Below are 26256 nucleotides of genomic sequence, written 5' to 3' on the forward strand. Positions count from 1 at the left end.
TCAGCATCAGTATGTTGACCAAATTTTAGTAATGCTACAGAGTTTTAACCTTATTAGTTATCAACCGCTATGACCCTAGCCAATGAGAAAATGTGGTACGAGTGTTAGTCTGAATGCGGAGACAAAATACTGTTAACCAAGGTCAATATTCAGTCGAAAGTGAGCGTAAAATAATGAGATAGCTAAAACGATATCAAGTAATTACCCATCAAACTATATAAAAAACCGCTACCGCGAAAAAGCAAATTCCTATAGCATCATTTATACCAATTGACACGGATGTGGCAGCGGCCAAGTCCAAAAAGCGATTTATGCCCTGCAAACAGCGCAGCGCATAAATACTAAGACGTTAAGCGGTAAGAAGAAGGAAACCTGATTTGAAGATTTTTTATTCTTGGCAGAGTGATATTGAAAACAAGTTCAATCGGAACTTCATCAAAGACTGTCTTGAACGAGCCATAAAGCAACTCAACCAAGATTTGAAAATTGAGGATGCATTAAGACTGGATCACGACACGAAAGACGTACAAGGGTCGCCAGACATAGCAAGCACCATCCTTAGTAAAATTGAAAAAAGTGACATATTTATTGGTGACATAACATTCATTACCAAATCAGAAAATGAGAAATACTGCCCGAATCCCAACGTTCTAATTGAACTTGGCTATGCTTTAAGCCGCCTTGGTGATGGTCGCGTAATTAATATCATGAATTCTTCGTTCGGCAGCCCAGACAAGAACCTACCGTTTGATTTGGCGCATAAACGATGGCCCATCGTTTACAACCTCAGTGACGACAACTACGCTGATAAAGCAACAGTTAGAAATGAACTTATAGCATCTTTCAAATCAGCACTTTATCCATTCATTAGTAAACCCAAAACAACAGCTCCTATCTTTTCAAGTCCCGCGGAAAAAGTGAAGCATCGTGAAACTTTAAGAAAAGAGTTCGAGGCAGAACTGAGTAAAATACGGGCAAAAAAGCTAAGGTCGGATGTCATTATTAGAGACGTGGATCGAGTAGATGGATATCCAAATACAAGTGAAGAGGAAACAGGGATATCGCCGTGGTTTCGCCTTGGTATGTTAGAAACATACACAAAAGGGATAAAGGTTTTACTGCGAATCAGTAATCTTACGCAAACTGACGAAGGACTGAGATATACAGATCACAAAGCAGGTGAGAAGGGTGACATTAAGGCATTCCTAATTGGTGAAATACCTTTCGACTCAATTGTCACTGTTAACTGGAAGGGTGATGAGTATTATTACTTTCCGCATATCTACACTCATTTCAATTATGGAGGAGAGCCATATGAGAGGCTTATCTTCTGCGAGGAAGTAGATATGGGGCACGGTCACGCCTATTACAATGAGCTCATTGAATATGCCAAAATACAAAAAAATTAGCGAAGAATCGGGTGTCGAGTTTTTCGTTTAAAAAGGCCTTCCAACGGACGCAGTCGCTAACGCGCCTGCTCCGATGAAGGCAACTTTATGTACTGAGGAATGCAGATGAGTCTTTTAAGTTTCTTGTTCAAAAAAAAGCAACCTTCAATGCACAAAAAGGATGGAGCCCCTAAAACCAGTGGTGAGTTAATCGCAGAGGTTACGGACGGGGCTAATTTAGTCGATGGCAAACAAACTTGGAAGCAGGTTGACGAGAAGAAGCATGACATCGATGTAATGAAGCGCTGCTGCGATGCAGAACTAAAGACAATGGAAAAAGCTGGTATGGTTCCAGCACCTTATTATTTTGAGCGCGTGGCAATTCTATCTAGGAAAGAAAAAAATTACGAACAAGAGATATTTTACTGTGCGCAGTACATTGAAAAAGTTGAGGCGTTTTATTTGAAGAATGGTACAGCAGGTATTGCTGACGTTAGAAAAGGTCCAACATATCAGGCTATTGTGAAGCGGTTACAAAAAGCGAGGGAGCTATATGCCAAACAACGCACTTAACAAGCGCAGTCACAATCTGCTACTGCGTGGCCAGGACCTCAACCGCTGCGCGGATTTCGGCCCGAACTGTGGGCGTTAGCTGCTAATTCGAGATACATATGCCAATTCCTAAAGTTTACTTCTCATCAGTTATTTTCCTAAGTGAAATTTCAATACAATGTGACTTATATTTGTTGGCTTATGAAAAACTTGAAAAAGCATCTGAACACTGGATTGCGATAAGTAAATCAATCAATGATGGCAACAAATTTTCACCACTTTCAATTATATCTGAAGCGACAGTGTGTCTTTCTGCAATGTCAGCGATAAATCGATTGCTATACTCATCAAAAACATCAGATTCAAAAAAAAGATGTAATGAACTTCAAAACTTATTAGGAGATATAGCACTCCCAAATATCACCTCAAAAATGGTGAGAAACTCATGGGAACATCACGATGAAAGAATTGACAAAGAACTCAAAAACATAAACGAACTATTTTCATTAAGTTTCATCCATGTAAGTGTACAACCGCCATCTGATAAAACACTTGTCTTAAAACGGTTCAATCCCATAGAAATGAGTATAAGTTTTTTGAGTGACTCAATTCAATTAAAGCACTGTAAGAATGAAGTTTCTGAGCTGAAAAGTAGTATCAATATTGCATTTAATTTTTTGAATAATATACATATCGAAGCGCCTAAAAAATAATTGGTGCGGGAAGCTATGCTGCCTCACAATTAGAAATTACCCCATAGAAATATTAATCTGAAACGAACTGATTAGAGTAAAAAAACTAACGTGTTTTTGTCCCGAAACATGTCACAAGCGATGGTCAAGAAAAATCATAAATGCCTAGCGAGTAGTGAGCTGCGCGAGCGTCAGGAGTGGCTTTATTATTTTACTTTACCATCATGTCCCTTAAGTACCCTTTTGGCAGGGAGATGGTTTCACGCAGTGAGACCATCTCCTTGCTAAGCCTTCAGGGACAAAAAAGCGTACACACTATTATACATGGTATGTACGCTTATGAGTTCCATAAGAAGCATTGCTATTAAAGGGCTGTCACTCACTCACACGCGAATAGACATTCTTTTTACTATATACTCAGCACTGGCGGCTTTTCTATTGGATAGAACCTTAGACGAGACAATTAAGTATGCGCTTAAAGCGATGGGCTAATGCCGCGGGATCGAAAACCGCCATGGTGGCGGTATCTGTGTCAAATCGAGTGCTTGTATAGGGTTGACTCATCATCCTTGCCTACGAACCGAATATGCTTCTGACGCCCTGTTTTATCCTTAATAACCCCAAAGAAAAATCGAAAAAGCCAAGTGACTGAGACCATTACGACCACTTGGCGATAAGCATCCGCTACATAAAGGCCTTAGTAAAGGCTTCCTTCGATTGGCGAATATAGTTGCGCGCACTTTGGGCATGTTGCTCCCATACCGCCCTATCGCTTGGGTCGGTGAATGGGTTTTGCTCGGCGGCAATCGAGCGCTCAAAGCGATCGTAGAAGGTTAACATCGCCGAGGTGATTTGATTGAATCGCTCCTTAAACTCCTGAAACTCATCCATTTTTTCAGTCGTTTTAATCATGTATTGCACTAGCTCGGCATTGCTATTTGCGGCTAATAAGGCGTCGGCCTTGGCGCTGATATTGGCATTCACATCGGCCATAATCTGTGCCCGCGTTTGCTCATCTTTACTCATCACCTTACTGTAGTTTTCGGGCGTACGGGCAATGCTGGCATGCTGTAGATAGCTACGCAGATGCTTATCTAAATCCTTACGGAAAGTATCTAAGTTCTTCTGCATATTGACTAAATCGTTATCGAGCGCCGTCACCTGTTGCAACTCTTTTTCGATTTCAGCCATAAAGCGTTCGGCTTGCTGATAAATCTTAAGGCCGTTTTCCTCGGCAAACTTTTTATCACTGCGGCTTAAGTCGCTGTTGTCATAGTTTGAGCGGTCGAAGGTGGCCGCCAGGAAAGATTTAAAGGGTTCGGCAAATGCCGAATATGCGCCCGCACTTACCACATTTAAGGTGGCGGTAGCTAAGTCACCAAAGGGTTTGACCATAGAGCCTAAACGCGCCTGTTGAATCGGCGATGCCACCCGCTTAGCATCGGTTAAGACCGACCTAAAGGTGTTATAACCCAATGGGTTAGACATTTTATTACGTTCAGAAGTCGCCAATACAAAGGTGATGCTCGAGTAAATCGCATTGGAATACTCGAGGTACTGTCTTTGGCTTTCGAGCTGGGCAGCGTAATTTTTACCCAAGGTTCTAAAGGATTCGGCCTGAACCTCGTAGTTTTTGTCTTCTTTGAGCTTATCTAAAATGCCGCCAATGATTTTTTGCTCGTTTTTTTGCAGCGCGATATCGAGGCGAATTTTATCTAAGGTTAAGTCATCCAAACTGATGGGGCCATTGATGGCTTCGATATCGAGGCGAATATACTGGCGGCTCGGATCGTCAATCGACACCCTGTGGGCCAAATATTCGGTAGTCGCAGGAGTAATATCGATCAGCGCCACATGCTGCCACTGAGCATCCAGTTTTAATACTGGCGATGTGAGTACATTAATGCGATATTGGGTTTGGATATTTTGAGTCTTGACCCAAAACTCCAACAGACCCGCTTCGGAGACGGGGAATTTACTGACGATACTGCTATTGCCTTCGGCACATAACAATGCGCTCTCACCACTGTGGGGCTCTGCGCCCTCAAATTGGCAGCCCATGATCCAAGACCAAGGTTGGGATAAGCGGTTACCCTCAAAATCGCTAGCAAACACTAGCTCATTATCCTTGGCACTGGCATTAACACTGGTTAACACGCCAAACAACAGCATAGAGATGACTGCAGCGGTGCGCATAAGAGCCTCATAAAACATAAATAACAAACGACGAGCCTGAAAAGGCCCAGAATTCTATCCTATCCACACGCTTTTACCGTCAGTCGGCCGCCGTATTTTAGTACAAAAAACACGCTAAAAACTGCGCTAAATTTAAGCTGGGATTAAACCAGCGAAATGTAACAGAGCGCATGCCGACACGCCAGTACTAAGTCGGTTTCGAAGGTAAAGATAATGCGTAAACAACATCAGACTTTAGCGTTCACTTGGAGCCGCCCCATCGCGATAAACATCCAAATCACCAGCATAGTGCTACAGGTCGCAAGCGACACCCACACGCCAATCACGCCAAAGGCCCAGGCAAAACAATAGATAATGGCGGCGATAAGCAGCAGTTTCGCCCCTGTGAGTATCGAGGCCTGTTTAGAACAATTAATCGCTTGGAAGAAACTGGCGCCCACAAGAATCAAGCCTTCCATCGGTAAGCCCCAGAAATACCAACGCATGCCTTCAATCGCGACCGGCGTTAAGCTTGGGTTGTCACCGGCAAATAGGTATACCAACCATTCGGGGCGGGAATAAATCAACACTAAGCAGAGTCCAGCGGTGAGTAGGGTCATGCCAAAGGCGATATTGCGTGCCTGCTTAACCCTGTCGAAGCGCCCTGCCCCCGCATTAAAGCTGTAAATCGGTTGAGTGCCGAGGGCAATGCCTTCAAAAATCAGATAGAAAAACGCTTCGGTGTAACTCACCACCCCGTATGCCGCCACATGCAGAGGACCGCCGACCCATAAAAAGGCGGTGTTATGCAGGGTCAATACAATCGACAAATACAGGTTCATCAAAAAACTTGGCAAGCCAACACGGGCAATATTGAGGCAGTTATCGAGTTTTAGCTTCATCTGCTCAAGATTGATTTTGAGCTGAGTGCGCGCCCCAAAAAAATGCTGCAGGCAGAGTAAACCAGTCACGGCCTGGGACAACATGGTGGCAATCGCCGCTCCGGCCAAACCAAAGGGAAACACCACAATAAACAGCCAATCTAAAAAGGTGTTCAGCACGCCACCTAAAATCAGCACAAAGGTCACCATGGAGGGGCGACCGTCGTTACGCAGCAAGGTGGTAAATGCCATTGAAATAATAGGGAAATGGCATAGAGCAAAATACCAGAACAAGTATTCATTAGCGTTTTCGAGTATCTCCCCCTCGGCGCCAAGGGCAATTAAAATATCCCGAGAAAAGATCCCGCCGATTAAGGCAAAAAATGCCCCCGCCAGTAAACATAAACTAAAGGCATTGCCGAGCAACTTACGCGCCTTGGCGACATGACCTTGCCCTAAGTTAATTGAGACTAACGCCGCGCTGCCCATGCCTATCATAGCGCCGACGGCATAGAGAATCGCGCCCACGGGATAGGCCAGCATCATACCCGCCAGCCCGGTTTCGCCAAGATAATGACCAACGAAAATACCATCAATGGTGACATACACCCCTGTCACCAGCATGGAGGCGATCGTTGGAATGGTATAGCGCCAGAAAAGCTTAGCAATCGGCTCTTGCAGCAGGCGTTGGTCCGTTGCGCTATGGGAAATTGCAGTCATAACCTAATCTCACAAAAATAAAGGCAGGGCTCGCACTCACAGTATTCTGACTGTATTCACACAGATAAGCTGTATTCGCACAGATAAAATAGTGGATGAACAAAAATGCGGCAGAGGATTGTACCTAAATTTTGCCTTAATACCAAAGGGATTGAATGAGGTGGATTTGTAACAAAAACTAATCAGCACAATACCTTACTGCTTGCACACATTTACTCCTTGATTGCAACAAGCGAGCATCACTTAATAACAGATGTGGCGAAACTCATCATTTTTCACTACTTTTTTGGTATTTAACCCTTAATTAGGTAAAGTGTAGGCTTAAATTGCCCGAATTAGGTTAATTACCTAGGCATTATTTGCCAACGCAATTGAGTTAACCATTTAATTAATAATGAATTAGTGGAATTAAATTCAATAACAATAATAAAGGGAAGGACATGAGTCACAATAGTCCAAATGCAGAGAATGATCTGCGCGAAGTCAAGCAGTTAGGCATGTGGGCCTCGATCACTAGCCTAAGTTATATTTTTTGGTTAGTGGGCGGCATGGAGCTGGTCGAGCGTATCGCCTATTACGGTGTCAAAGCCAGTGCGGGTTTATATGCCAAAGCCCCCGAGTCGGCGGGCGGTCTGGGGATCAGCCTCAGCGACTATGGCATCATTATCTCGCTCTGGGCCATTATGCAGACCTTTGTGCCCGTGTTTACTGGCGGGATTTCCGATAGGGTCGGCTACAAGGAAACCATTTTTGCCTCAACCGTGATTAAAATCATGGGCTACCTGACCATGGCGTTTTTCCCCACCTTTTGGGGTTTCTTATCGGGGGCATTATTACTCGCCATCGGCACAGGGATATTTAAACCCGGCATTCAAGGCACCTTAGTGCTCTCCACCAATCGCAATAACACCTCCATGGCCTGGGGAATATTTTACCAAGTGGTGAATATCGGTGGCTTCTTGGGCCCATTGGTTGCCGTGCATATGCGCCAGCTTTCTTGGGATAATGTGTTTTACGCCTGCGCCGCGATTATCTCATTAAACTTCTTGTTCTTATTAACCTATACCGAGCCGGGTAAGGCCGAGCGCATCGCCCGTAATCAGCAAATAAAATCCGGCGAAATTAAGCAAGAAGCGCTCTGGCGCGATGCTTGGCATGAGCTGAAAAAGCCTATCGTGATTTATTACATGCTAGTGTTTTCAGGCTTTTGGTTCCTCTTTAACGCCCTGTTCGACGTACTGCCGATCCACATCTCCGAGTGGGTCGATACCAGCGTGATTGTAACTAGTCTGTTTGGCAGTGAAGGCACTAGCAACGGCATTTTACAGTTCTGGCTCGGGTTAAATAACGAAGGCACCAAGGTGATGCCAGAAGGCATGCTGAACCTCAACGCCGGCCTGATTATGACCAGCTGCTTTTTAATTGCCGCCCTTACCGCCAAGTACCGCATCACCACGGCGATGCTGATTGGCTGTTTACTGAGTATCTTAGCCTTTGTGTTTATCGGCGCCTTCCATGCCGCTTGGTTTATTGTGCTTGCCATTGCCATGTTCTCCATCGGCGAGATGATGATAAGCCCGAAGAAAAACGAGTTTATGGGTAACATTGCCCCCGAAGGTAAAAAAGCCATGTACCTTGGTTTTGTGATGCTACCTCAAGGGATTGGTTGGGGCTTAGAAGGCTATTTCGGCCCTAAACTCTATGAGATTTTTGCCTCGAAAGAATTGTTCTCACGCGAGTTATTACTCGAGCGCGGCATGAGCTCAACGGATGTGAATGCTATCCCGCAAGGGGAAGCCTTTACCACCTTAGTGAGCTTTACTGGCGAAAACGCCCATGACCTGACTCAGCTGCTCTACCATAGCCACAATATCGGTATGGCTTGGTATATTATCGCCGCGATCGGCACCATTTCGGCTGTGGGGATTTATATCTATGGTAAGTGGTTACTGTCGCTGCAACGGGCGCAGCAAGCCGCGCACTAATCGACTGGGTCTTCTGGGGCGTAATAAGAGACGTAAGTACTTACCCCAATAGACTTATCTAAAGAGTGATTTCTAAAAAGTAAGTTCGAAAAAAGTGAGTGCGTAGGCACTCACTTTTTTTATTGGGTTCTTGGCACAAATGCCACTAAAAACCCGCTAACAGCGCTACTTCAAATTGCTCGGCCGAGAGCGTTAACTCCAAGGCGTTGCACTGCTCTTGCAGTTGGTTTAACTCCTTATCGACGCTGGATAAGGTCAAAGTATTATCATCCAGCAGATAGACTTGGCGTAAACTGGTGAAGTAAAACAGCAACGTAATCAAGGCTTTTACATCATTATCCGCCGCCGCGGCCCGAATTTTACTCAGCTTACGATAAATGCGATTTTGCAGCTGCTTTAACTGCCAGACGTAATAAATCTCTCTAAAGAAGGGTTTACTCTTAAGCTGATACACTATGGCGCTACAGAGTAACACCGCCAAAATCACCCCGAGTAGGTTCCAATGGAAATTCCCCGTCGGCTCACCGGGCACAGCCTCGACACCAAAGAGCGCAATCAATCCCGCCCCAAAACTTAAGGACAAAACTATCAGCCCCAGCACTAAGGCCACCATAAACAGGTTCATATTGCTACGGTAAACCGTTTTATCTACTTGCTGTAACTTCATTGGCTCACTTCTTATCGAAAAATACCTATTGGCGGCGCAGCATAACTCAGTTTGCTTGAGCCTGCCTGAATATCAACATCCTAAACCCGCTATCAAACTTGGCGAGATACAAATTGAAACAGGTATAGCCAGATTAAAAAACTCGTAAAATACTAATAAATTGATTCGCTTATCTTCCATTTAAAGAAACACTCTTATTCTGTAATGTCGCTTTGCAAACTGCGAAATAAGCATAAAAATCGTTGTACAATTTGCCAGTATTGAGGGAAAAGAACATTTACCTAATAACTACCTCAAAATTGAACTAAATTCCTATAGTAGTCATAAAGGAACCGTCAATGGCATTTAAAAGAGTGCTTATCGCTTACAGCCTTTTTATCCTCTCAAGCCTGTGCCCGCCCGCACAGGCAGAGGAGCTGCTTGCCGTCGGTACCTCGTTTAGCCAGATTTTCGAACAGAATGCCAAAGGTGAATACAGCGGTTTAGGTGTGGACATTCTGAATCGCTTTGCCGAACAGCAAAAAGTGACGATTCACTATCAACTTGCGCCTTGGCGCCGCGCTCAATCTATGGTCGAGCGAGGGCAAGCGGATATTCTGATTGGCCCCTACATTTCCGAGGCTCGGCAGAAAGTTTTAGCCTTTTCCTCCCTCGCCTTTTACCGCGATGACATTGTCTTTTACGCCAGAACCCACAATCCCACACCTTGGGATGGTAACTACGCCAGTATCCGTGGATTAAGAATTGGTAAGATGCAGGGCTGGAATTACGGCTATCTGTTTAACGAGCGTACTAAGTCGCTCACCGTCAATGAATTTACCGATCTTAAGAGTGGTATAGAGCGCTTATCCCGTGGCGATCTCGATCTGCTCGCCAGCAATGTGCGTAACACTCAAGCCTTACTGGCGCAAATCAAGATCCCACAGGCTATCGCGCCACTGTCGCCCACGATTGATACTCAAGATGGCTTTATGGCATTTCCAAAATACGCACAATTTCAACCGCTTCTGGATAGTTTCGATCTGTTTTTGCAGGATATGGTGCAAAGCGGTGAATTAGCGAACCTCGCGAAGGCAAGAGGCGTGTCTATCCCAGATACTATGCTGACCGAGTAACACGACTCCCAACTTCAGATTAACTGGCTCACTTAGCCTAGCGCGCTAAGCACCCCAACAAACCTTGCTCAATCTCATCCCAATTTAGCGCTTGGGTCGAGATCATTTCTAAGCGTGAATCTAGGCTATCGTCCAGCTCAGTCACCGCCATATCGCCATCACTCCAATTGATCCCGGCAATACCATCGCTGGTGATCATCACCGCTTTTAACCGCAAAAGTGCAGAATGGCCTTGAGTCTGTGCCGAGATAAACTGCATGAGTTTATCAAAATCAAACTCTTGCATTGGCTCAATAACCCAGCCGCAGCTAAAACAGCCTTCGCCCTGATTGTGTTTACGCACTAGGCCGCGCGCATCAAACTTAAATGCTTGCTCGCTCGCGCCCTCGGCAAAAACGCCCTGTGCTCCTAAGCTGTCGCCACTTTTACGCAAAAGACTTGTAGATGCTGCCACTGGTGTAAAAACGGCGGATTTTCCCATCGATGCCTTTTGACGACGTGACTGTTTAAGGCTGCCTATCAAAGTTTCGGATAATCCCTGTGACGTATTGTGTTCAATCACGCGAGTATCACTCAGCTGTAACTCATTCAGATATTGACTTAAGTCGTCCGCCAAGTGGCCGCCCTCTGCCGCTTCAAACTCGGGGTACAAATCGGTTTTCGTTGTGACTATCACATCGGCGACGTGCAACTGCTGGATAAAATTGTCATGTCCACGATAGCGCTCATCCCGTAATTTGCGGGCATCGATAAGGCATAGGGTGCTCTGCAACCTGATAACATTGTGATAATGGGGCGCACTGAGCACTTTGATAATTTCATTGGGATGCCCAAGCCCCGTTGGCTCAATCAGTAATCTGTCGGGCTTAGCCCGGGCGATCAGTTGATTAATGGCCACTTGAGTCGGCACACCTGCAGCGCAGCACATGCAGCCCCCCGCCACCTCACGAATTTGCACGCCGCTGTCGCTGGCATCCATCAACCCAGCATCAATCCCAACTTCGCCAAACTCATTCACTAATACCGCCCAAGTTTCACCTTCGGGTTTGGTCTTAAGGAGCTGTTTAATCAGGCTAGTTTTACCGACGCCTAAAAAACCTGTGATGATATTGGTGGGAATGGCTTTGATTATCATGGACGGCACTCTCATGGCAACGAACAGAATTGAGGGCACTCGAGTGTAGGGATTATCCCGTAAAAGCTCAACAAAAAGCGCGCCAATGGCGCGCTGATAAATGGATAAGTGGAAGCTGAGGGATTATTTACCCTTTTGAGTATTCGGCTTATTTTTAGCGTATTTACCTTCACGGGCTGGCGATTTACGCGCCCGCGCCTGGCTTTCGCTCGATTGACCAAATCCGGCGTTGCCGCCAAAGCCACCCTTACCTCGCGCGCCGTTGCCTTTCGAGCCATTAGCTTTCGTGCCATTGCCGCCCGCCCCTTTAGCCCCCGTATTGCGACTGCTCTTGTAATTCCACTTAGCGGTCTTAGTGGTGTCCGTAGGCGCCTCACGGTAACGCGCTGGCAGCGGTGTGCCTTCCTCGTAACCGGGCTGTACCGTCACTGGCAAGGTTTGGCCAATCAAGGCCTCTATCTCGGCCAACATCTCATCATCGGCTGGAGACACAAATGATATCGCGCGCCCCGAAAGTCCCGCACGGCCAGTACGACCAATACGGTGCACATAGTCTTCCGCAAGGAATGGCAATTCGAGGTTAATCACTAAGGGCAACGCTTGAATATCTAAGCCGCGCGCCGCCACATCGGTCGCCACCAGCACTCGCAATTTGCCCGCTTTAAAATCATCGAGCACACGATTACGCGCGCCTTGGGTTTTATCGCCGTGGAACACGCCCGCGCTGATCCCATCGAGGGTGAGCTCCTGCAATAGATGCTCGGCGCATTCCTTGGTGCTGGCAAACACCAGCACCTGACGCCAATTGTTGCGCCCGACAAGCTCAGACAATAACTCGGCCTTGCGGCGTTTATCGACTCGATAGACCAACTGCTCAACCGTGGATGCCGTGGTATTTTCGGCCACATTCACCCACTCGGGTTGATTGAGCATCTTATGGGAAAGCTGCTTTACCGCATCGCTATAGGTGGCTGAAAACAACATGGTTTGATGCTCAGTGGCGATAAGGCGTTTTACCTTTTCAATGTCGCGCACAAAGCCTAAATCGAGCATGCGGTCCGCTTCGTCGATCACTAAAGTGGTCACACTAGAGAGGTCTAAATGGAACTGGCCAATAATGTCGAATAGTCGCCCTGGTGTTGCCACCAGAATATCCACGCCCTGCTCCACCCCTTTTCGCTGCGGATTCATGTTCGCGCCGCCATAAACGGCTAAGGTTTTCAGGGGTAAAAACTGACTGTATTTCTGAATGTTAGCGCAAACTTGAATCGCCAGTTCCCGTGTCGGTGTCATCACTAGCGCACGCAGCAGAGGCTTATCATTTGGCTGTTTTGACAGTTGCTCAAGCACGGGTAAGGCAAAGGATGCGGTTTTGCCCGTGCCCGTTTGGGCGCAGGCCATAATGTCTTTTCCTTCGAGCGCGAGGGGGATCACCTGCTGCTGCACTTGCGTGAGCTGCAGATAGCCACACTCAGCTATCGCATTCAAAATAGGGGAAGATAAGCCGAGTGTGTCAAATTTCATAAAAGCTCTTTTTTGTGAGTGCGAAGTGTGAATGCAAAACCGCTGCGTGCAGCTTGGTTCCATAAAGTGCGGCGTCGTTTGCGGCTTTATCAGCCACTACACGAATCAACTGCTATTCGAATCAGCCGCCACATGGCCCTTTACGGGGCCGCGGAGTCTAGCAAAATTTGCGGCGCATTTATAGGCAAAAGATAACCATAAGCGCAGGAGAATAGTTACACAGCTATCAACTAAGCCTCTTTAACCAAATACTTGCTCGCAAACTCTGTGGCACTCACGGGTTTAGAGAATAAATAGCCCTGACCATAGTCACAGCCCGCAGTCAGCAAGACTTGGCGCTGCGCCTCGGTTTCGACCCCTTCGGCGATGACTTTCATTCCCAATTTATGGGCCATTACGATAATGGCTTCGCACAGGGTTTGGTCGCTTTCATCGGTGTCGATATTGCGGGTAAAAGATTGATCGATTTTTAAATAATCGATATCGAACTTCTTCAAATACGCCAAGGACGAATAACCTGTGCCAAAGTCGTCTAGGGAAACTTGTACGCCCGCATCCCGATAGGCCAAGAGCTTTTCGGTGACGCCCATACTGGCATCAAGGAGTAACCCTTCGGTAATTTCGACGCACACGCCCGTGCCGGTGACATCTAATTTCTGCAGTAATTCCAGCCAATTGTGCAGCAGTGTACCCTCATCGCGGAACTGGATAGGTGACTTGTTAACGCTGATCTGGATATCGACTCCAAAGGTTTTACGCCACAGGGCACTTTGCCGCGCCGCCTGCTCAAAGACCCAGTTACCAATCTCGACAATCAGCCCGGTATCTTCAGCGACGGGAATAAACTCCGCAGGGGAGACATAACCCCGCTCCGGGTGAAACCAACGCAATAGCGCTTCGGCCTTAAGCACCTCGCCCGTGGTCATGGTCACTATGGGTTGATAGTGCAGTTCAAATTCTTTGCTCACCACAGCTTGACGCAAATCTTGGATTAAGCGCATCCGATACTTGGCGTATTCCTGCATCGAAGGAGTGAAATAGTTGAAACGATTGCGGCCCTGATCTTTCGCCGCATACATGGCCTGATCCGCATGTTTGAGCAGACCTTCGATACTGGTCGCATCATCGGGATACAGAGTAATGCCAATACTGGCGCTGATATAGGCGGTTTCCTCCCCCAGCACATAGGGTTCGGCAATGCGCCTTAAAATATGTTCGGCGACCCGCTCTATCCCCTTGTGATCCACCATTGAACTGAGCACCACAGTAAACTCATCCCCGCCGAGGCGCGCCACCACATCGGCATCCCGCACACAGGATTTTAAGCGACTGGCGGTTTCAATCAGCAATAGATCCCCCATGGCATGGCCTAGGGTGTCGTTCACTTCTTTAAAGTAATCCAGATCGAGGAACATCAAGGCAAAATGATTGCGATTGCGGTCGGCACTCTTGATCTCGGCGCCTAAATATTCGAGCAACATGCGCCGATTCGGCAAGCCCGTTAGCGTGTCGTAGTTGGCCTGTTTCCAGATCAAATGCTCGCTCTGCTTTTTATCCGTAATATCAGAAAACAGCGCCACACGCCGGTAAGGTTGGCCATCTTTATCTTTGATGGTGTTGATGGTGAGCCAAATGACGTACTCTTCATTGTTCTTACGTCGCTGGCGCATCTCCCCCTGCCACTCACCTTTTTCGCGAATTTCATTATTCATCTCAGTATAAAAGCCGTGACCGTTGAGATCGCAATAAAGTAGGCGAATATGCTGACCACGAATTTCTGACTCGCTGTAACCCGTAATCGCGGTAAATGCGGCATTGACAGTGATGATCACCCCCGTCTCATCGAGCACACTCATAGCCTCTGAGCTGTTGTCATAGACCAGCGCCGACAGCTTTAGGGATTCTTCAATAAGCTTGGCCTCGGTGATATCGGTATAGGTACCGCACATTCTTAAGGCGTTGTTGTTGGCATCGCGGCTCACCACTTTGCCCGTATCTAAAATCCAGCGGATGTCGCGGTTGAGGGTTTTTAAGCGATATTCCATCTTATGTTGCAGCGTTTCTCCGCGAATATGGGCCTCGATGGAGTGCAGCACCTTGGGTCTGTCCTCGGCGACAATCGAGTCCATCCATTGGCGACTATTGGCGTTGAGCATATCGATATCGCAACCTAAAATATCGGCACTGCGGGCGTTACGCTCGATATGATCATTACGGATATCCCAGTCCCAAACGCCCAAATCGCTACTGCTTAACACCAGCTCGAGTTGCTCACGACTGGCGAGCACTTCCCTATCGGCAAGAGTCTGGGCGGTGACATCTAAGTAACCCGCAATCACCAATAACACTTGATGATTCGCGCGCTTACAGGCGACCGTCATATGGGTATATACAATCGAATTATCTTTGGCGATAAAACGTTTATCCATTTCATAGTTATCGATTTTACCCGCCAACATCAGCTCAAACTTGACGATATCCGCCTCAACATCATCGGGATGAGTAAGCTGTTTCCAGGTCATATGCAGCAGCTCATCCTCTGAGTATTTCAGCATCTGACAAAGCCTTGGATTCACCTTGATCCACTTTTGATCGACGCCGGTAATGGCAATCCCGATATTGCCAACGTTAAATTGGCTGCGGAACAGGAAATCATCCTGCAAACGGATCTGCTCGTCACGCTCCAGCTCAAAACGGCGGGAGAGTAAACGGCTCAGTAGCCAAGTCGCGAGGGGATAAATGGTTAGCACGGGTAACATGATTTTTTGCAGCACGGGAATGGCAACCTTGTCCGGCAGCAAAAAGAACCACAACAACATGACGATATGCACGACGAAGGCAAAGCTGAAGATTTCTCTGCCCGAGATATTGGCAAGGTAAGATTTACGTTGCTGGCGCCATATCACCCCAATCAAGCCTGAGGAAATAATTACCCCTAAGCCAACCCACATGGCGGCGCCGCCAATGCTGATCCGATAAATAGCTGTCATCACAACGGCGATGGCGGTGGGCAAACCGCCAAAAAACAGGCCGGTGACACATAGGAGCACAGAGCGGGTATCGAAGATAATGCCGGGTTCGTACATCCATGGGGTACTCATAATAGTGACGCCAATGCCACCTATGAGTAATCCGATCCCCAGCCGCCACAGCAAAAAATACTGCCGCTGATGCTTTTTAGGAATCGCATCGTACAAAAACACCAAGGCGAGCAATAACGCCGCATTTTGTACTAAGGGTAAGAAAATGCTTTTATCCATGGATGTGGAAGCAACTCCAAAAATGAGGGAACGGATTATCTTACGAAAACTCTCCCTCACAAGTGTAGCAGAATTGCTTACAAATCATGGTCTAATTACAAGGGGTAACTCACAAAATGTTGTAGAGTTGTTTCTTGTATTCGAGGGCGATGCTACGCCAATCAAAGCGCCGCACTTTGGCATTACGCTTGTATTGCATCCAATCACCAGCGCCAAATGACTCCAATGCGTCGCCAAGCTTTACTAGTAACGCCTCACCCTGCGTCTTGATATCCTCGCCATAGAACACAAAGCCATCGACATTGTCCTCGACCGTATCCCGCAATCCGCCCACACCATGCACTAGGCAAGGCTGACCGCTACGCATGGCGAGCATTTGGCTGATGCCGCAAGGTTCGAAGGAGCTTGGCATCAGGAATAAATCACCCAGTTGATAAAGACACTGTGAGAGCTCCTCATGGTATCCCAGCAGAAACACAAAATGGGCATACTTAGCCGCAAGAGTTTGAAAAAACAGCCCTATCTCAGGGTCGCCACTGCCCAGTAGTACAAACAGTGCCTTAGGCTGGGTTTGCGGCAAATGTTGCAATAACGTCTCTAATACCGATAAGCCAGAAGGTAAAATATGGCGCAGGATCAGCACTTTTTGATCGGTCAGCCGACCAACCGAGGTCAACACAAAGTCCGGAAACTCCCCCGCAGAGGCCTGACGCCACAGGGCTTGTAGCCGCATAAAAGCAATCATATCGACGCCGCTCACCTGAGTTCGCCCGCCCAGCCACTGCACTAGGGCCGACTCGATGCAACTCAGTAACGCCTTAAACTCAGTTAATCCCATACGTTCGAGGGAGGTTTGGGCCAAGGTTTCAGGGTATTCACAACCGTTTAAAATACCAAGCACTCGCCCCTGCTCGGCTTTGCGTTGTAAATCTGCCTCCAAGCCTTCACCACCGAAGAAACCCAACTCGGGGCGGGAGGGAAGCAATACCTCCTTGGCGTAGGTCGGTGAGACGAGATGAACCTTATCCGCCAGCGTTATCCCCATCCGCATAGGGTTGATGCAGTGGGGATAGCGGGGATCGATAATCTGGGCGCGTTGGCCCTCATCTAACTGGGCGAATAAGTGAGGGAACCAAGCCGCAAAGCTTGAGGTATCATGGCTCAGCGGCCTTATCCCCTGCAGCGCAAGGTTATGAATCGAAAACACACATTCTATGCTTTGCAATGCTTGATACTCAGGCGCCAGCGCCCGCAGCATGGCTAAACATCCAGTGTGCCAGTCGTGCAGATGTAAAAGCTCTGGCATAGGCACAAGCCCTGCCACTAAGGCTTTGGCTACGCTTGCACACAAAAGCGCAAACTTAGTCGCATCATCGGCAAAGGGGCGGTCGCTCGTGCCTTGGCTATAAATCTGTCCAGGGCTCGATTGCCAGAGCCCATGCTCGAGCAAGTAAATATTGGCGCCCTGCACCTTAGGGTGCGCTAGCCAATACAACTTAATTGGCTCCTGTCGCCCAGCAAAACTCACCTCAAACTCATGGATAAGTTTGGCTCCAAGGTCCGTTAAAAATCCGTAGCTTGGCATAATTATATCGGCTTGGATCCCAACACCCGCGAGCGCTTGAGGCAAGTCACGGATCACATCCGCCATACCGCCCACTTTCGCCCCTTTCAGCGCCCCATTTTCCGCCGCGACCATTAATATGCGTTTCACCTAACTTCAAACTCCAACAGGGTTAATATTCAAGCAGATTATCGACTTGGCCTTACTCATAGCCCACGGGTAGCCCTAACATATCGCGGGTGACTAAGGTGATGCCTTTCTCGGACACCCTAAAGCCTTTTGCCCTGTCATGGTCGTGGTTATAACCAATCACTGTGCCTTCGGGGATGATGCAGCCCCTGTCGATGATGGCGTTTTTAATCTTACAGTGGCGCAGCACCACCACGTCGGGCAGCACCACCGAATCCTCAACCACTGAGTAGGAACAGACCCGCACCTCGTTAAACAATACGCTGCGGCGCACGGTCGCGCCCGAGATAATACAGCCGCCGGAAATAATCGAATCCACCGCCATGCCGCGTCTATCGTCATCGTCGAACACAAACTTAGCAGGCGGCAATTGCTCCTGATAGGTCCAAATCGGCCATTTGGCATCGTAGAGGTTTAAGGCGGGCGTGGGCGATAACAATTCCATATTGGCCTGCCAGAAGGAATCCAAGGTGCCCACATCGCGCCAGTAGGCTTGCTCATTGGGGAAGGCGCTCTTAAAGGGATAAGCAAACACTTTATGTTTTTCGATGATCGAGGGAATAATGTCTTTGCCAAAATCGCGATCGGAATTGGCGTTTTGTGCATCTTTCTTCAACTGTTCGAACAAAAACTCTGTGTTAAACACATAGTTGCCCATCGAGGCGAGGCACTTCTCGGGATTGCCAGGGGAGTGTTTAGGATGCTTGGGTTTTTCTTCAAATCCTAGGATGCGCATCTCGTCATCGACCTCCATCACCCCAAATGCACCCGCCGCCTCGGCCACAGGCACCTCGAGGCAGGAGACTGTCATATCGGCGCCGGACTCGGCATGGGCGGCCAGTAAGCCAGCGTAATCCATGCGATAGACATGGTCACCCGACAGCACCATCACGTACTTGGGCAGCTCATGGCGGATGATGTCGATATTTTGGAATACCGCGTCAGCCGTGCCTTGATACCAATTCTCAGAGTAACGTTGTGAGGCGGGCAGAATCTCCACCGATTCACCTAATTCCTTTTTAAAGTGGCCCCAACCACGCATCACGTGGCGAATTAGTGAGTGCGACTTATATTGGGTCACCACCCCAACGCGGCGGATCCCCGAGTTGATGCAATTCGACAGCGGAAAATCGATGATCCTAAACTTACCACCGAAATACAGCGCGGGTTTAGCGCGCCAGTCGGTGAGTTCATGTAAACGCGAGCCTCGGCCACCAGCCAAAATCAATGCATAGGTTTCACGAGTTAAATTACTGATATAACGTACATTAGACATAGGCTCTACTCCCCAAATAGCACATCAGTGCCGATTGCTTCACAACCACTCTTCCCTGCCGCCCTAAGGCCGCAGGATTGCATACAACATCGCATTCCTTTGCTCATTAATCTCTCCGTTACAGTTTCCAAATATCATCTCGATAGCCCGCAATCGTCACATCACTGGAGAAGCGACCGCTGGCCGCGGTGTTGCGAATACTCATTTGCGTCCACTTTTTCGGATCTTTATAGGCCTTCGCCACCGCTTCTTGGGCGAGGCGATAACTGTCGAAATCCGCCGCCGTCATCCACTGATCATCCGCGCTTTCAATCGAGGCGATAATGGGATCGAAAATCCCCGGTTCCAGCAGGTTAAAATGGCCGCTCTTGAGTAAGGCCATGACTTCGGATAAGGCGTGGGACTCGGCGATAATCCGCTGCGGTTGATAATCGCAGCGCATTTGGGTCACTTGCTCGGCGTTGAGGCCAAAGAGGAAAAAGTTATCCTCGCCCACCTCTTCGAGCATCTCGATATTGGCGCCATCTAAGGTGCCTATGGTGAGTGCGCCGTTCATCATGAACTTCATATTGCCCGTGCCAGAGGCCTCCTTGCCCGCGGTGGAGATTTGTTCGGAGACATCGGTGCCGGGGCAGATTTTTTCCATGGCACTGACGTTGTAATTGGGCAGAAACGCAAAGCGCAGATAAGGCGCCACCACAGGATCGCAGTTGACCATATGGGCAACATTACTGGCGAGTTTGATGATAAGTTTCGCCATAAAGTAACCGGGCGCCGCTTTACCGCCAATCAATACGCAGCGTGGCACTAGATGCTCCGTGTGCCCCTGCTGGATTTGATGGTACAGATGGATCACATGCAGAATATTAAGGAGCTGACGCTTGTATTCGTGGATCCGCTTAACCTGCACATCAAACAGCATTGCAGGGTCAAACTCGACGCCACATTCCTTGGCGATCATCTTAGCGAGTTGCACCTTGTTGGCTTGTTTCACCTCACGCCACTTTTGAATAAAGCTGGCGTCTTGGGTTAAGGCATTGAGCGCCGTCAGCTGGCTTAAATCCGTCACCCAACCCTTACCTAAATGGCTGGTTAACAGTTTGGCGAGCGCGGGATTGCAGTGGGCTAACCAACGTCTTGGGGTCACGCCATTGGTGCGATTGTTAAACTTCTCCGGCCACAGGCTATAAAAATCCTTAAACAGGCCCGACTTTAATAACTGGGTATGCAGCGCCGCCACACCGTTTACCGAAAAGCTCGCCACTATGGCTAGGTACGCCATGCGCACATGGGGATCGGGGCCATCTTGAATTATCGACATGCTGGCCAGTTTAGCGCCATCTCCCGGCCAGTGATGGGCAACTAAATCTAGGTATCTGGCGTTGATTTCATAGATGATTTCTAAAATTCGCGGCAGCATCAACGCCATCATACGCACGGGCCAGCGCTCTAACGCCTCGGGCAACAATGTGTGATTGGTATAGGCCATTGTGTGGCTGGTAATCGCCCACGCGGCGTCCCATTCTAGGCCATATTCATCCACCAGCAGCCGCATTAATTCGGGGACGGCAATACTCGGGTGAGTGTCATTCAATTGGATCACATTTTTCGCGGCAAACTCACTGAAGTCATGGCCGTGGTGATGCACCCAACGCTTTAAAATCGCCTGCAGGCTAGCGGAGGACAAAAAGTACTGCTGACGCAGCCGCAGCTCCTTACCGTTCTCACTGGCATCGTTGGGGTACAGCACCATAGTGATCTGTTCAGCGAGGTTCTTGCACGCCACCGCCTCTGTGTAATCCCCTTGGTTAAACTCTGCTAAATCAAAGTCATCCGTCGCCTCGGCCTTCCAGAGTCTGAGGCTATTCACCCGGCCATTGCGATAACCGGGCACGGGCATATCATAGGCCACGGCGAGCACATCTTGAGTATCGACCCAAATCATGTGCCTGCGCCCTTGTTTATCCACATAGGATTCGGTGTGACCGAAGAACTTTACCGTCACATTATGGTGCGGAACACGCACCTCCCACGGGTTGCCCTCACGTAGCCAACGATCCGGACGCTCCACCTGATAGCCATCGACAATCTTCTGGGCGAACATGCCGTATTCGTAACGAATGCCATAACCCGTGACGGATAAATCCATGCTGGCGCAGCTATCGAGAAAACAGGCGGCGAGTCGACCAAGGCCACCATTGCCTAACCCCGCATCGTGTTCGGCCTCCTCAAGCTCCTCAAGAGACACGGAATATTGGCTAAGCGCCTCGCGGCTGTCTTGCTCTAAATCTAGATTTAACAAGGCATTACCTAATGCCCTGCCCATCAGAAACTCCAGCGATAAATAGGCCACTTGCTTGTTGTCATAGCAGCTATCTTTGATGCGCGTCTCACGCCACTCATCCAACATTTGCTCCTTAACGCTGAGTGCCAGTGCTTGAAATAACTCACCGTGAGCCACTTCGCCGCGGCTTAATCCATAACGCACATGGCGATTAAAGGTCGCGGGCAGGGCATCACAGGGCTCGCAGGGTTCGAGTGTCGCTTTTGGCTTACTCGGCGCGGCCTTAGTGGCACGTTTTTTGGGGGGAACGCCGCTGGTATTTGGGCTCAGCTCACTGTTATGACTCATAGTTAATTCCTTATAAAATCAGCATGAAACAGCATAAGACTGCGATCCTGTAGCAAGTACCGCGTCGGTGAGGACTGAGCATCCAGCGGCTCAGTGGGAGTTAAAAATTGTGGGTCGGTTTGGGTATGCAGCAGACATTGCCACGGCCCTAAACCGTCAAAAATCGGCAGAGTAAAGGCCAAGGGATGCTCATCGGCATTGACCATTAACAACAGTGCTTGAAGGCTGTCACCCTGAGTCTGTGGTTGAGTGGCGGTTAAATTGCCCGATAGCACCACGCAGAGGCTGCGGCCCATGGACTCACTCCACAGGCTTTTGCTCATAGGTTCACCTTGGCGACTAAACCAATCCAGCCTCGCCCCCGATGGGGTTGATACAGGGCTTGCTGCTTGAGTTGAAGATGACTCAGACGACCAATCGAAAGCATTGGCCACTAGCTGCTCATGGATAAAACGTTTGGCACACAAGAGCGGAAAGCGTTTACGCAAGGCAATCAACTGTGAGGTGAAACTCAGCAATGAGCTATCCATGCCATCCGATGACCAATCGAACCAATTCAATGGGTTATCTTGGCAATAGGCGTTATTATTCCCGCCTTGGGTGCGGCCCGTCTCATCGCCGCTGAGTAACATGGGCACCCCTTGGGAAAGGAATAATGTGGTCAATAGATTGCGTTGCTGGCGAGCGCGCAGCGCAAGAATGGTGGCGTCGTCGGTGTCGCCCTCTACTCCGTAGTGATGGCTGAAGTTCTCATGGTGGCCGTCGCGGTTTTCTTCACCGTTGGCCCAATTGTGCCGCTCGCAATAACTCACTAAATCTTTAAGGGTAAAACCATCGTGACTGGTTAAAAAGTTGATACTGGCGGCAGGAGGACGACCGCTATGCTCAAAGAAATCCCCCGAGCCATGAAATCGCCTCGCAAACTCGGGCAACATGGCGTGATCGCCCCGCCAAAAACGCCGCATAGTGTCGCGGTATCTGTCATTCCACTCGCTAAAGGCCACCGGGAAATTACCCAGCTGATACCCACCCGGACCAATATCCCAAGGCTCGGCAATCAGCTTCACCCGGCAAAGTACTGGGTCTTGCAGCAACGCATCGAAAAAACCACTACCTGGGTCGAATCCATAGGCTTCACGGCCAAGGCAGGCGGCTAAATCGAAACGAAAGCCATCGACCCCCATCACTTCGACCCAGTAACGCAGCGAATCTAACACCAACTGCAACATGCGTGGGTGATTGAGGTTTAAGGTATTGCCGCAGCCGGTATCGTTGATATAAAAGCGTTTATCGTTTGGATGCAGTCGGTAATAACTCAGATTGTCGATGCCGCGAAAGCTAAAAGTCGGTCCGAGACGACTGCCCTCGGCGCTGTGGTTATAGACCACATCGAGAATGACTTCGATGCCCGCACCGTGCAGCGCATCCACCATGTTGCGAAACTCGCCGATATCCTCACCCGAGAGATAACTCGGCTCAGGCGCAAAAAAGCCAATGCTGTTATAGCCCCAATAGTTAGATAGCTGTTTTTCAAGCAGAAAGGGCTCGGAGAAAAATGCCTGAACCGGCAGTAACTCGACGCAATTCACGCCGAGATTGACTAAGTAATCTATCGCGGCATTCGATGCCAGCCCAGCAAAGGTACCACGCAGCGGCGCATCTATCTCAGGGTGCAGCGCGGTAAATCCCTTTAAGTGCATCTCATAGATAATGCACTGCTCAAGTGGCAATGGCTCACGCTTGCTTGCAAGCGGCCGAATAGTATGGGCCTTAGCGGCATCCAAAAGGGGTCGAGTATCGACCACTTTGCATTTTGGGACAAAGTCCGCGTTATCTAAGGTACTGAAAGATAAGTCCTCGTTGGGGTTATCAATCTCATAACCAAAGTTGGCGATATGGTGGTGATAGCGTCCCACGAGCTGGCGAGCGTAAGGGTCTAATAGCAACTTATGCGGATTAAATCTGTGGCCTAATTGCGGCTCGTAGGGACCATAAACACGGTAGCCATAAAGCTGGCCGGCACTCAGTCCATGCACATACAAATGCCAGATCTGCTGGGTCTGCTCCGTCAAGGCGATGCGCTGAATTTCCACCTCGCCTCGGGCATTAAACAGACATAACTCCACCCCAGTGGCATGGGCCGAAAACAGGGCGAAATTCACCCCGCCATCATCGACCGTCGCCCCCAAGGGAAAGGGCTGCCCCGCACTTAGGTTATACGCGGTTGAGCCATCAGCATTTACAGGCACAGGATTCGTCATAGGCTGGTATCTCTTGGCGCATCCGTCGCAGGCCCGAGGATTAAGCAACCCAGGGGCGGCACAGTGATCAACGCGCTCGATGCCATGCCCTGCCAAGGTAAATCTTCGGCAATCACCTTGCCCGCATTCCCCTGATTGCTACCGCCATAGAGATGGCTGTCGCTATTGAGGTACTCACAAAAATCCCCGCCTTGGGGCAAGCCGATACGAAATCCTTGGTGCAGGGTTGGCGTCATGTTCACCACAAACACCAAGGGCACATCACTACCCTCGCCATAGCGAACAAAGCTAAAAATACTGTCGCGACCATTGTCACAATCAAGCCAGCGAAACCCCTGTGACTCATAGTCGAGCACGGATAAGGCGGGGAATTGTCGATAAAGCCAATTCAGATCCCGAAGCCAGCGCTGTACGCCTTGGTGGGGTTCAAAAGCGAGCAAATGCCAATCGAGGCTATGGTTATGGTTCCATTCGTCGCGCTGGGCGAACTCGCCGCCCATAAACAGTAATTTTTTGCCCGGATGCCCCCACATAAAGCCGTAATAGGCCCTGAGGGTGGCGAATTTTTGCCAGTCATCGCCAGGGATTTTATGCAGCAAAGAGCCCTTGCCGTGCACCACTTCATCGTGGCTTATCGACAGCATAAATTGCTCCGAATAGGCATACATCAAACTAAAGGTCAGCTGGTTATGGTGATACTGGCGATAGATGGGATCGCGGCCCAAGTAGCTTAGGCTGTCGTTCATCCAGCCCATATTCCACTTAAAACCAAACCCCAGCCCGCCGCAATCCGTCGGCTTAGTCACCCCCGCAAAGGCGGTCGACTCTTCGGCTATCATGCAAATGCCAGGGAAGGCTTGATACAAACGTTGATTCAACATTTGCAGAAAATGAATCGCCTCTAAATTCTCCCGTCCGCCATAGGCATTGGGCAGCCATTGCCCGGGTTCACGGCTGTAGTCGAGGTACAACATGGATGACACCGCATCAAGCCTGAGCCCATCGAGGTGAAATTCCCGCAGCCAATAGCAGGCATTGCTGAGCAGAAAGCTGCGTACCTCACCACGGTCGTAGTTATAGATCAGCGTGTCCCAATCGGGGTGCGTACCTTTACGCGGGTCTTCATGTTCGTAGAGGCAAGTGCCATCGAAACGCACAAGGCCATGGGGATCCTTAGGGAAATGCGCCGCGACCCAATCGAGTAACACACCAATCTCGGCCTGATGGCAGGCATCGATAAAGGCCTTTAAGCCATTGGCATCGCCAAAACGATGGGTCGGCGCATACAGGCCAACGGGTTGATACCCCCAAGAGCCGTCGAAGGGATACTCGCTGACTGGCATCAACTCTATATGGGTAAAACCTTGCTCCTTCACATAGGGGATCAATTGCTCGATTAAGTCTTGATAATCAAAATATTGCTCACCGAACTCACCTTTTCGGCGCCAAGAGCCTAGCTGCACTTCGTAGATAGACATAGCGGCGCGATGCCAAGCCGTGGTCGCCCGTTTGTGCATCCATTGTGTATCCGCCCACGGGTGTTGGTGTTTTTTCGGCACTATGGAGGCATTGTGCGGTGCACATTCCATTTGGGTCGCCATAGGGTCGGATTTGGCGTGGCGCTCGCCATTTTGATAAACCAAATCAAACTTATAGTGCGCGCCTTGGGCAACATCTGGCAGAAAAATCTCCCATAAGCCGTTGGCCATATGTTGGCGCATCACATGGCGAGTATCGTCCCAGTGGTTAAAATCCCCCACCACAGAAACCCGCTTAGCATTGGGCGCCCATACGCAAAAATGCACGCCTTCGACGTTATCGACGTGGCGCCAGTTCGCACCTAAAAAGCGATAGGCCTGCTCAGAACTTCCTTCGCCAAAGAGGTATAAGTCCTGACTATCGAGGAGAGAACCAAACTGATAAGGATCGATAATATCCAGCTCGCAGAGGGGATAAACCACCCGTAGCGCATACAAAAAAGGCTTAACCCGTCTGCCAAGCGTGCCTGCAAATAGCCCCGCCTCATTAACGCGCTCAAGGCTCGCTACCTTACGGCCATCCTTAAGACTTATCACATCAACTTTTTGGGCGTTGCGTAAAAAACAGCGCACCACCAAGGCCTTACCCTCGTTGATGCTGTGCATACCGAGCAGGGAAAACACATCCGTATATTGACCATTTAACAGCGCAACATCGCTACCGTCATAGAAGTAAGTCTGGGCTTGAGTCATCATTTGGCT

Annotated in this window: 16 protein-coding genes; 5 read left to right on the plus strand and 11 right to left on the minus strand. The window is 49.0% G+C overall.

Going from position 1 to position 26256, the window contains the following annotated elements:
* The first annotated feature begins 377 nt into the window (after positions 1-377).
* The 3 genes from SHEWANA3_RS15340 to SHEWANA3_RS23635 all read left to right on the plus strand — a co-directional run bounded on the left by SHEWANA3_RS15340 (position 378) and on the right by SHEWANA3_RS23635 (position 2653).
* Complete coding sequence (locus SHEWANA3_RS15340; protein WP_011717782.1) at positions 378-1409, plus strand: hypothetical protein; 1032 nt, start codon at positions 378-380, stop codon at positions 1407-1409.
* Positions 1410-1514: 105 nt separating this feature from the next.
* Positions 1515-1961 (plus strand): hypothetical protein, encoded by a 447-nt coding sequence (locus tag SHEWANA3_RS15345; RefSeq protein WP_041412703.1) that lies wholly within the window; start codon positions 1515-1517, stop codon positions 1959-1961.
* Positions 1962-2059: 98 nt separating this feature from the next.
* On the plus strand, positions 2060-2653 hold the full coding sequence (locus tag SHEWANA3_RS23635; protein WP_166485359.1) for a hypothetical protein: 594 nt from the start codon (positions 2060-2062) through the stop codon (positions 2651-2653).
* A 663-nt stretch (positions 2654-3316) separates the two neighbouring features.
* On the opposite strand, the gene SHEWANA3_RS15355 is transcribed toward SHEWANA3_RS23635, so the two are convergent.
* Complete coding sequence (locus tag SHEWANA3_RS15355; RefSeq protein ID WP_011717784.1) at positions 3317-4828, minus strand: hypothetical protein; 1512 nt, start codon at positions 4826-4828, stop codon at positions 3317-3319.
* Positions 4829-5055: 227 nt separating this feature from the next.
* Positions 5056-6408, minus strand: a complete 1353-nt coding sequence (locus tag SHEWANA3_RS15360; protein ID WP_011717785.1) for an MATE family efflux transporter — start codon at positions 6406-6408, stop codon at positions 5056-5058.
* A 440-nt stretch (positions 6409-6848) separates the two neighbouring features.
* Here SHEWANA3_RS15360 and SHEWANA3_RS15365 point away from each other — a divergent pair, with 440 nt between their 5' ends.
* A complete protein-coding gene (locus SHEWANA3_RS15365) occupies positions 6849-8393 on the plus strand; it encodes an MFS transporter (RefSeq protein WP_011717786.1) in 1545 nt (514 codons plus the stop codon).
* Positions 8394-8538: 145 nt separating this feature from the next.
* Here SHEWANA3_RS15365 and SHEWANA3_RS15370 read toward each other — a convergent pair whose 3' ends face one another.
* Positions 8539-9060, minus strand: coding sequence for a DUF3087 domain-containing protein (locus SHEWANA3_RS15370; protein WP_011717787.1), 522 nt, complete (start codon positions 9058-9060; stop codon positions 8539-8541).
* Between the two features lie 338 nt (positions 9061-9398).
* Between SHEWANA3_RS15370 and SHEWANA3_RS15375 the strand changes: the two genes are divergently transcribed.
* Positions 9399-10175 carry a transporter substrate-binding domain-containing protein gene (locus SHEWANA3_RS15375; RefSeq protein ID WP_011717788.1) on the plus strand — a complete coding sequence of 259 codons (777 nt, stop codon included), beginning with the start codon at positions 9399-9401 and terminating at the stop codon, positions 10173-10175.
* A 37-nt stretch (positions 10176-10212) separates the two neighbouring features.
* Here the strand turns inward: SHEWANA3_RS15375 and SHEWANA3_RS15380 are convergent, their stop codons facing one another.
* From SHEWANA3_RS15380 to glgB, 8 genes are all read right to left on the minus strand, one after another.
* The gene (locus tag SHEWANA3_RS15380) at positions 10213-11310 is read right to left on the minus strand and encodes a GTP-binding protein (RefSeq protein ID WP_041412705.1); all 1098 of its coding nucleotides are present in this window, start codon (positions 11308-11310) and stop codon (positions 10213-10215) included.
* Positions 11311-11433: 123 nt separating this feature from the next.
* Positions 11434-12834, minus strand: a complete 1401-nt coding sequence (locus SHEWANA3_RS15385) for a DEAD/DEAH box helicase (protein ID WP_041412706.1) — start codon at positions 12832-12834, stop codon at positions 11434-11436.
* 230 nt (positions 12835-13064) lie between these two features.
* Positions 13065-16094 carry an EAL domain-containing protein gene (locus tag SHEWANA3_RS15390; protein WP_011717791.1) on the minus strand — a complete coding sequence of 1010 codons (3030 nt, stop codon included), beginning with the start codon at positions 16092-16094 and terminating at the stop codon, positions 13065-13067.
* A 109-nt stretch (positions 16095-16203) separates the two neighbouring features.
* Positions 16204-17793: a glycogen/starch synthase gene (locus SHEWANA3_RS15395; protein WP_011717792.1), complete on the minus strand. Its 1590-nt coding sequence runs from the start codon at positions 17791-17793 to the stop codon at positions 16204-16206.
* A 67-nt stretch (positions 17794-17860) separates the two neighbouring features.
* Positions 17861-19123 carry a glucose-1-phosphate adenylyltransferase gene (glgC, locus tag SHEWANA3_RS15400; RefSeq protein ID WP_011717793.1) on the minus strand — a complete coding sequence of 421 codons (1263 nt, stop codon included), beginning with the start codon at positions 19121-19123 and terminating at the stop codon, positions 17861-17863.
* Positions 19124-19241: 118 nt separating this feature from the next.
* Positions 19242-21755 carry a glycogen/starch/alpha-glucan phosphorylase gene (locus SHEWANA3_RS15405; RefSeq protein WP_011717794.1) on the minus strand — a complete coding sequence of 838 codons (2514 nt, stop codon included), beginning with the start codon at positions 21753-21755 and terminating at the stop codon, positions 19242-19244.
* Between the two features lie 2 nt (positions 21756-21757).
* The gene (gene glgX / locus SHEWANA3_RS15410; RefSeq protein ID WP_011717795.1) at positions 21758-24016 is read right to left on the minus strand and encodes a glycogen debranching protein GlgX; all 2259 of its coding nucleotides are present in this window, start codon (positions 24014-24016) and stop codon (positions 21758-21760) included.
* On the minus strand, positions 24013-26250 hold the full coding sequence (gene glgB, locus SHEWANA3_RS15415; RefSeq protein WP_011717796.1) for a 1,4-alpha-glucan branching protein GlgB: 2238 nt from the start codon (positions 26248-26250) through the stop codon (positions 24013-24015). Before glgB ends, glgX begins: the two co-directional genes overlap by 4 nt.
* Positions 26251-26256 lie beyond the last annotated feature (6 nt).

The organism is Shewanella sp. ANA-3, assembly GCF_000203935.1.
Classification (GTDB): domain Bacteria; phylum Pseudomonadota; class Gammaproteobacteria; order Enterobacterales; family Shewanellaceae; genus Shewanella.

Excerpts from the sequence above, each read along its gene's own strand:
- SHEWANA3_RS23635 (WP_166485359.1), top strand. The coding sequence starts at position 2,060 with ATGCCAATTCCTAAAGTTTACTTCTCATCAGTTATTTTCCTAAGTGAA.
- SHEWANA3_RS15370 (WP_011717787.1), bottom strand. The coding sequence starts at position 9,060 with ATGAAGTTACAGCAAGTAGATAAAACGGTTTACCGTAGCAATATGAAC.
- glgX (WP_011717795.1), bottom strand. The coding sequence starts at position 24,016 with ATGACGAATCCTGTGCCTGTAAATGCTGATGGCTCAACCGCGTATAAC.
- SHEWANA3_RS15390 (WP_011717791.1), bottom strand. The coding sequence starts at position 16,094 with ATGGATAAAAGCATTTTCTTACCCTTAGTACAAAATGCGGCGTTATTG.
- glgC (WP_011717793.1), bottom strand. The coding sequence starts at position 19,123 with ATGTCTAATGTACGTTATATCAGTAATTTAACTCGTGAAACCTATGCA.
- SHEWANA3_RS15355 (WP_011717784.1), bottom strand. The coding sequence starts at position 4,828 with ATGCGCACCGCTGCAGTCATCTCTATGCTGTTGTTTGGCGTGTTAACC.
- SHEWANA3_RS15360 (WP_011717785.1), bottom strand. The coding sequence starts at position 6,408 with ATGACTGCAATTTCCCATAGCGCAACGGACCAACGCCTGCTGCAAGAG.
- SHEWANA3_RS15385 (WP_041412706.1), bottom strand. The coding sequence starts at position 12,834 with ATGAAATTTGACACACTCGGCTTATCTTCCCCTATTTTGAATGCGATA.
- SHEWANA3_RS15345 (WP_041412703.1), top strand. The coding sequence starts at position 1,515 with ATGAGTCTTTTAAGTTTCTTGTTCAAAAAAAAGCAACCTTCAATGCAC.
- SHEWANA3_RS15405 (WP_011717794.1), bottom strand. The coding sequence starts at position 21,755 with ATGAGTCATAACAGTGAGCTGAGCCCAAATACCAGCGGCGTTCCCCCC.
- SHEWANA3_RS15380 (WP_041412705.1), bottom strand. The coding sequence starts at position 11,310 with ATGATAATCAAAGCCATTCCCACCAATATCATCACAGGTTTTTTAGGC.
- SHEWANA3_RS15395 (WP_011717792.1), bottom strand. The coding sequence starts at position 17,793 with ATGGTCGCGGCGGAAAATGGGGCGCTGAAAGGGGCGAAAGTGGGCGGT.
- SHEWANA3_RS15365 (WP_011717786.1), top strand. The coding sequence starts at position 6,849 with ATGAGTCACAATAGTCCAAATGCAGAGAATGATCTGCGCGAAGTCAAG.
- SHEWANA3_RS15375 (WP_011717788.1), top strand. The coding sequence starts at position 9,399 with ATGGCATTTAAAAGAGTGCTTATCGCTTACAGCCTTTTTATCCTCTCA.
- glgB (WP_011717796.1), bottom strand. The coding sequence starts at position 26,250 with ATGATGACTCAAGCCCAGACTTACTTCTATGACGGTAGCGATGTTGCG.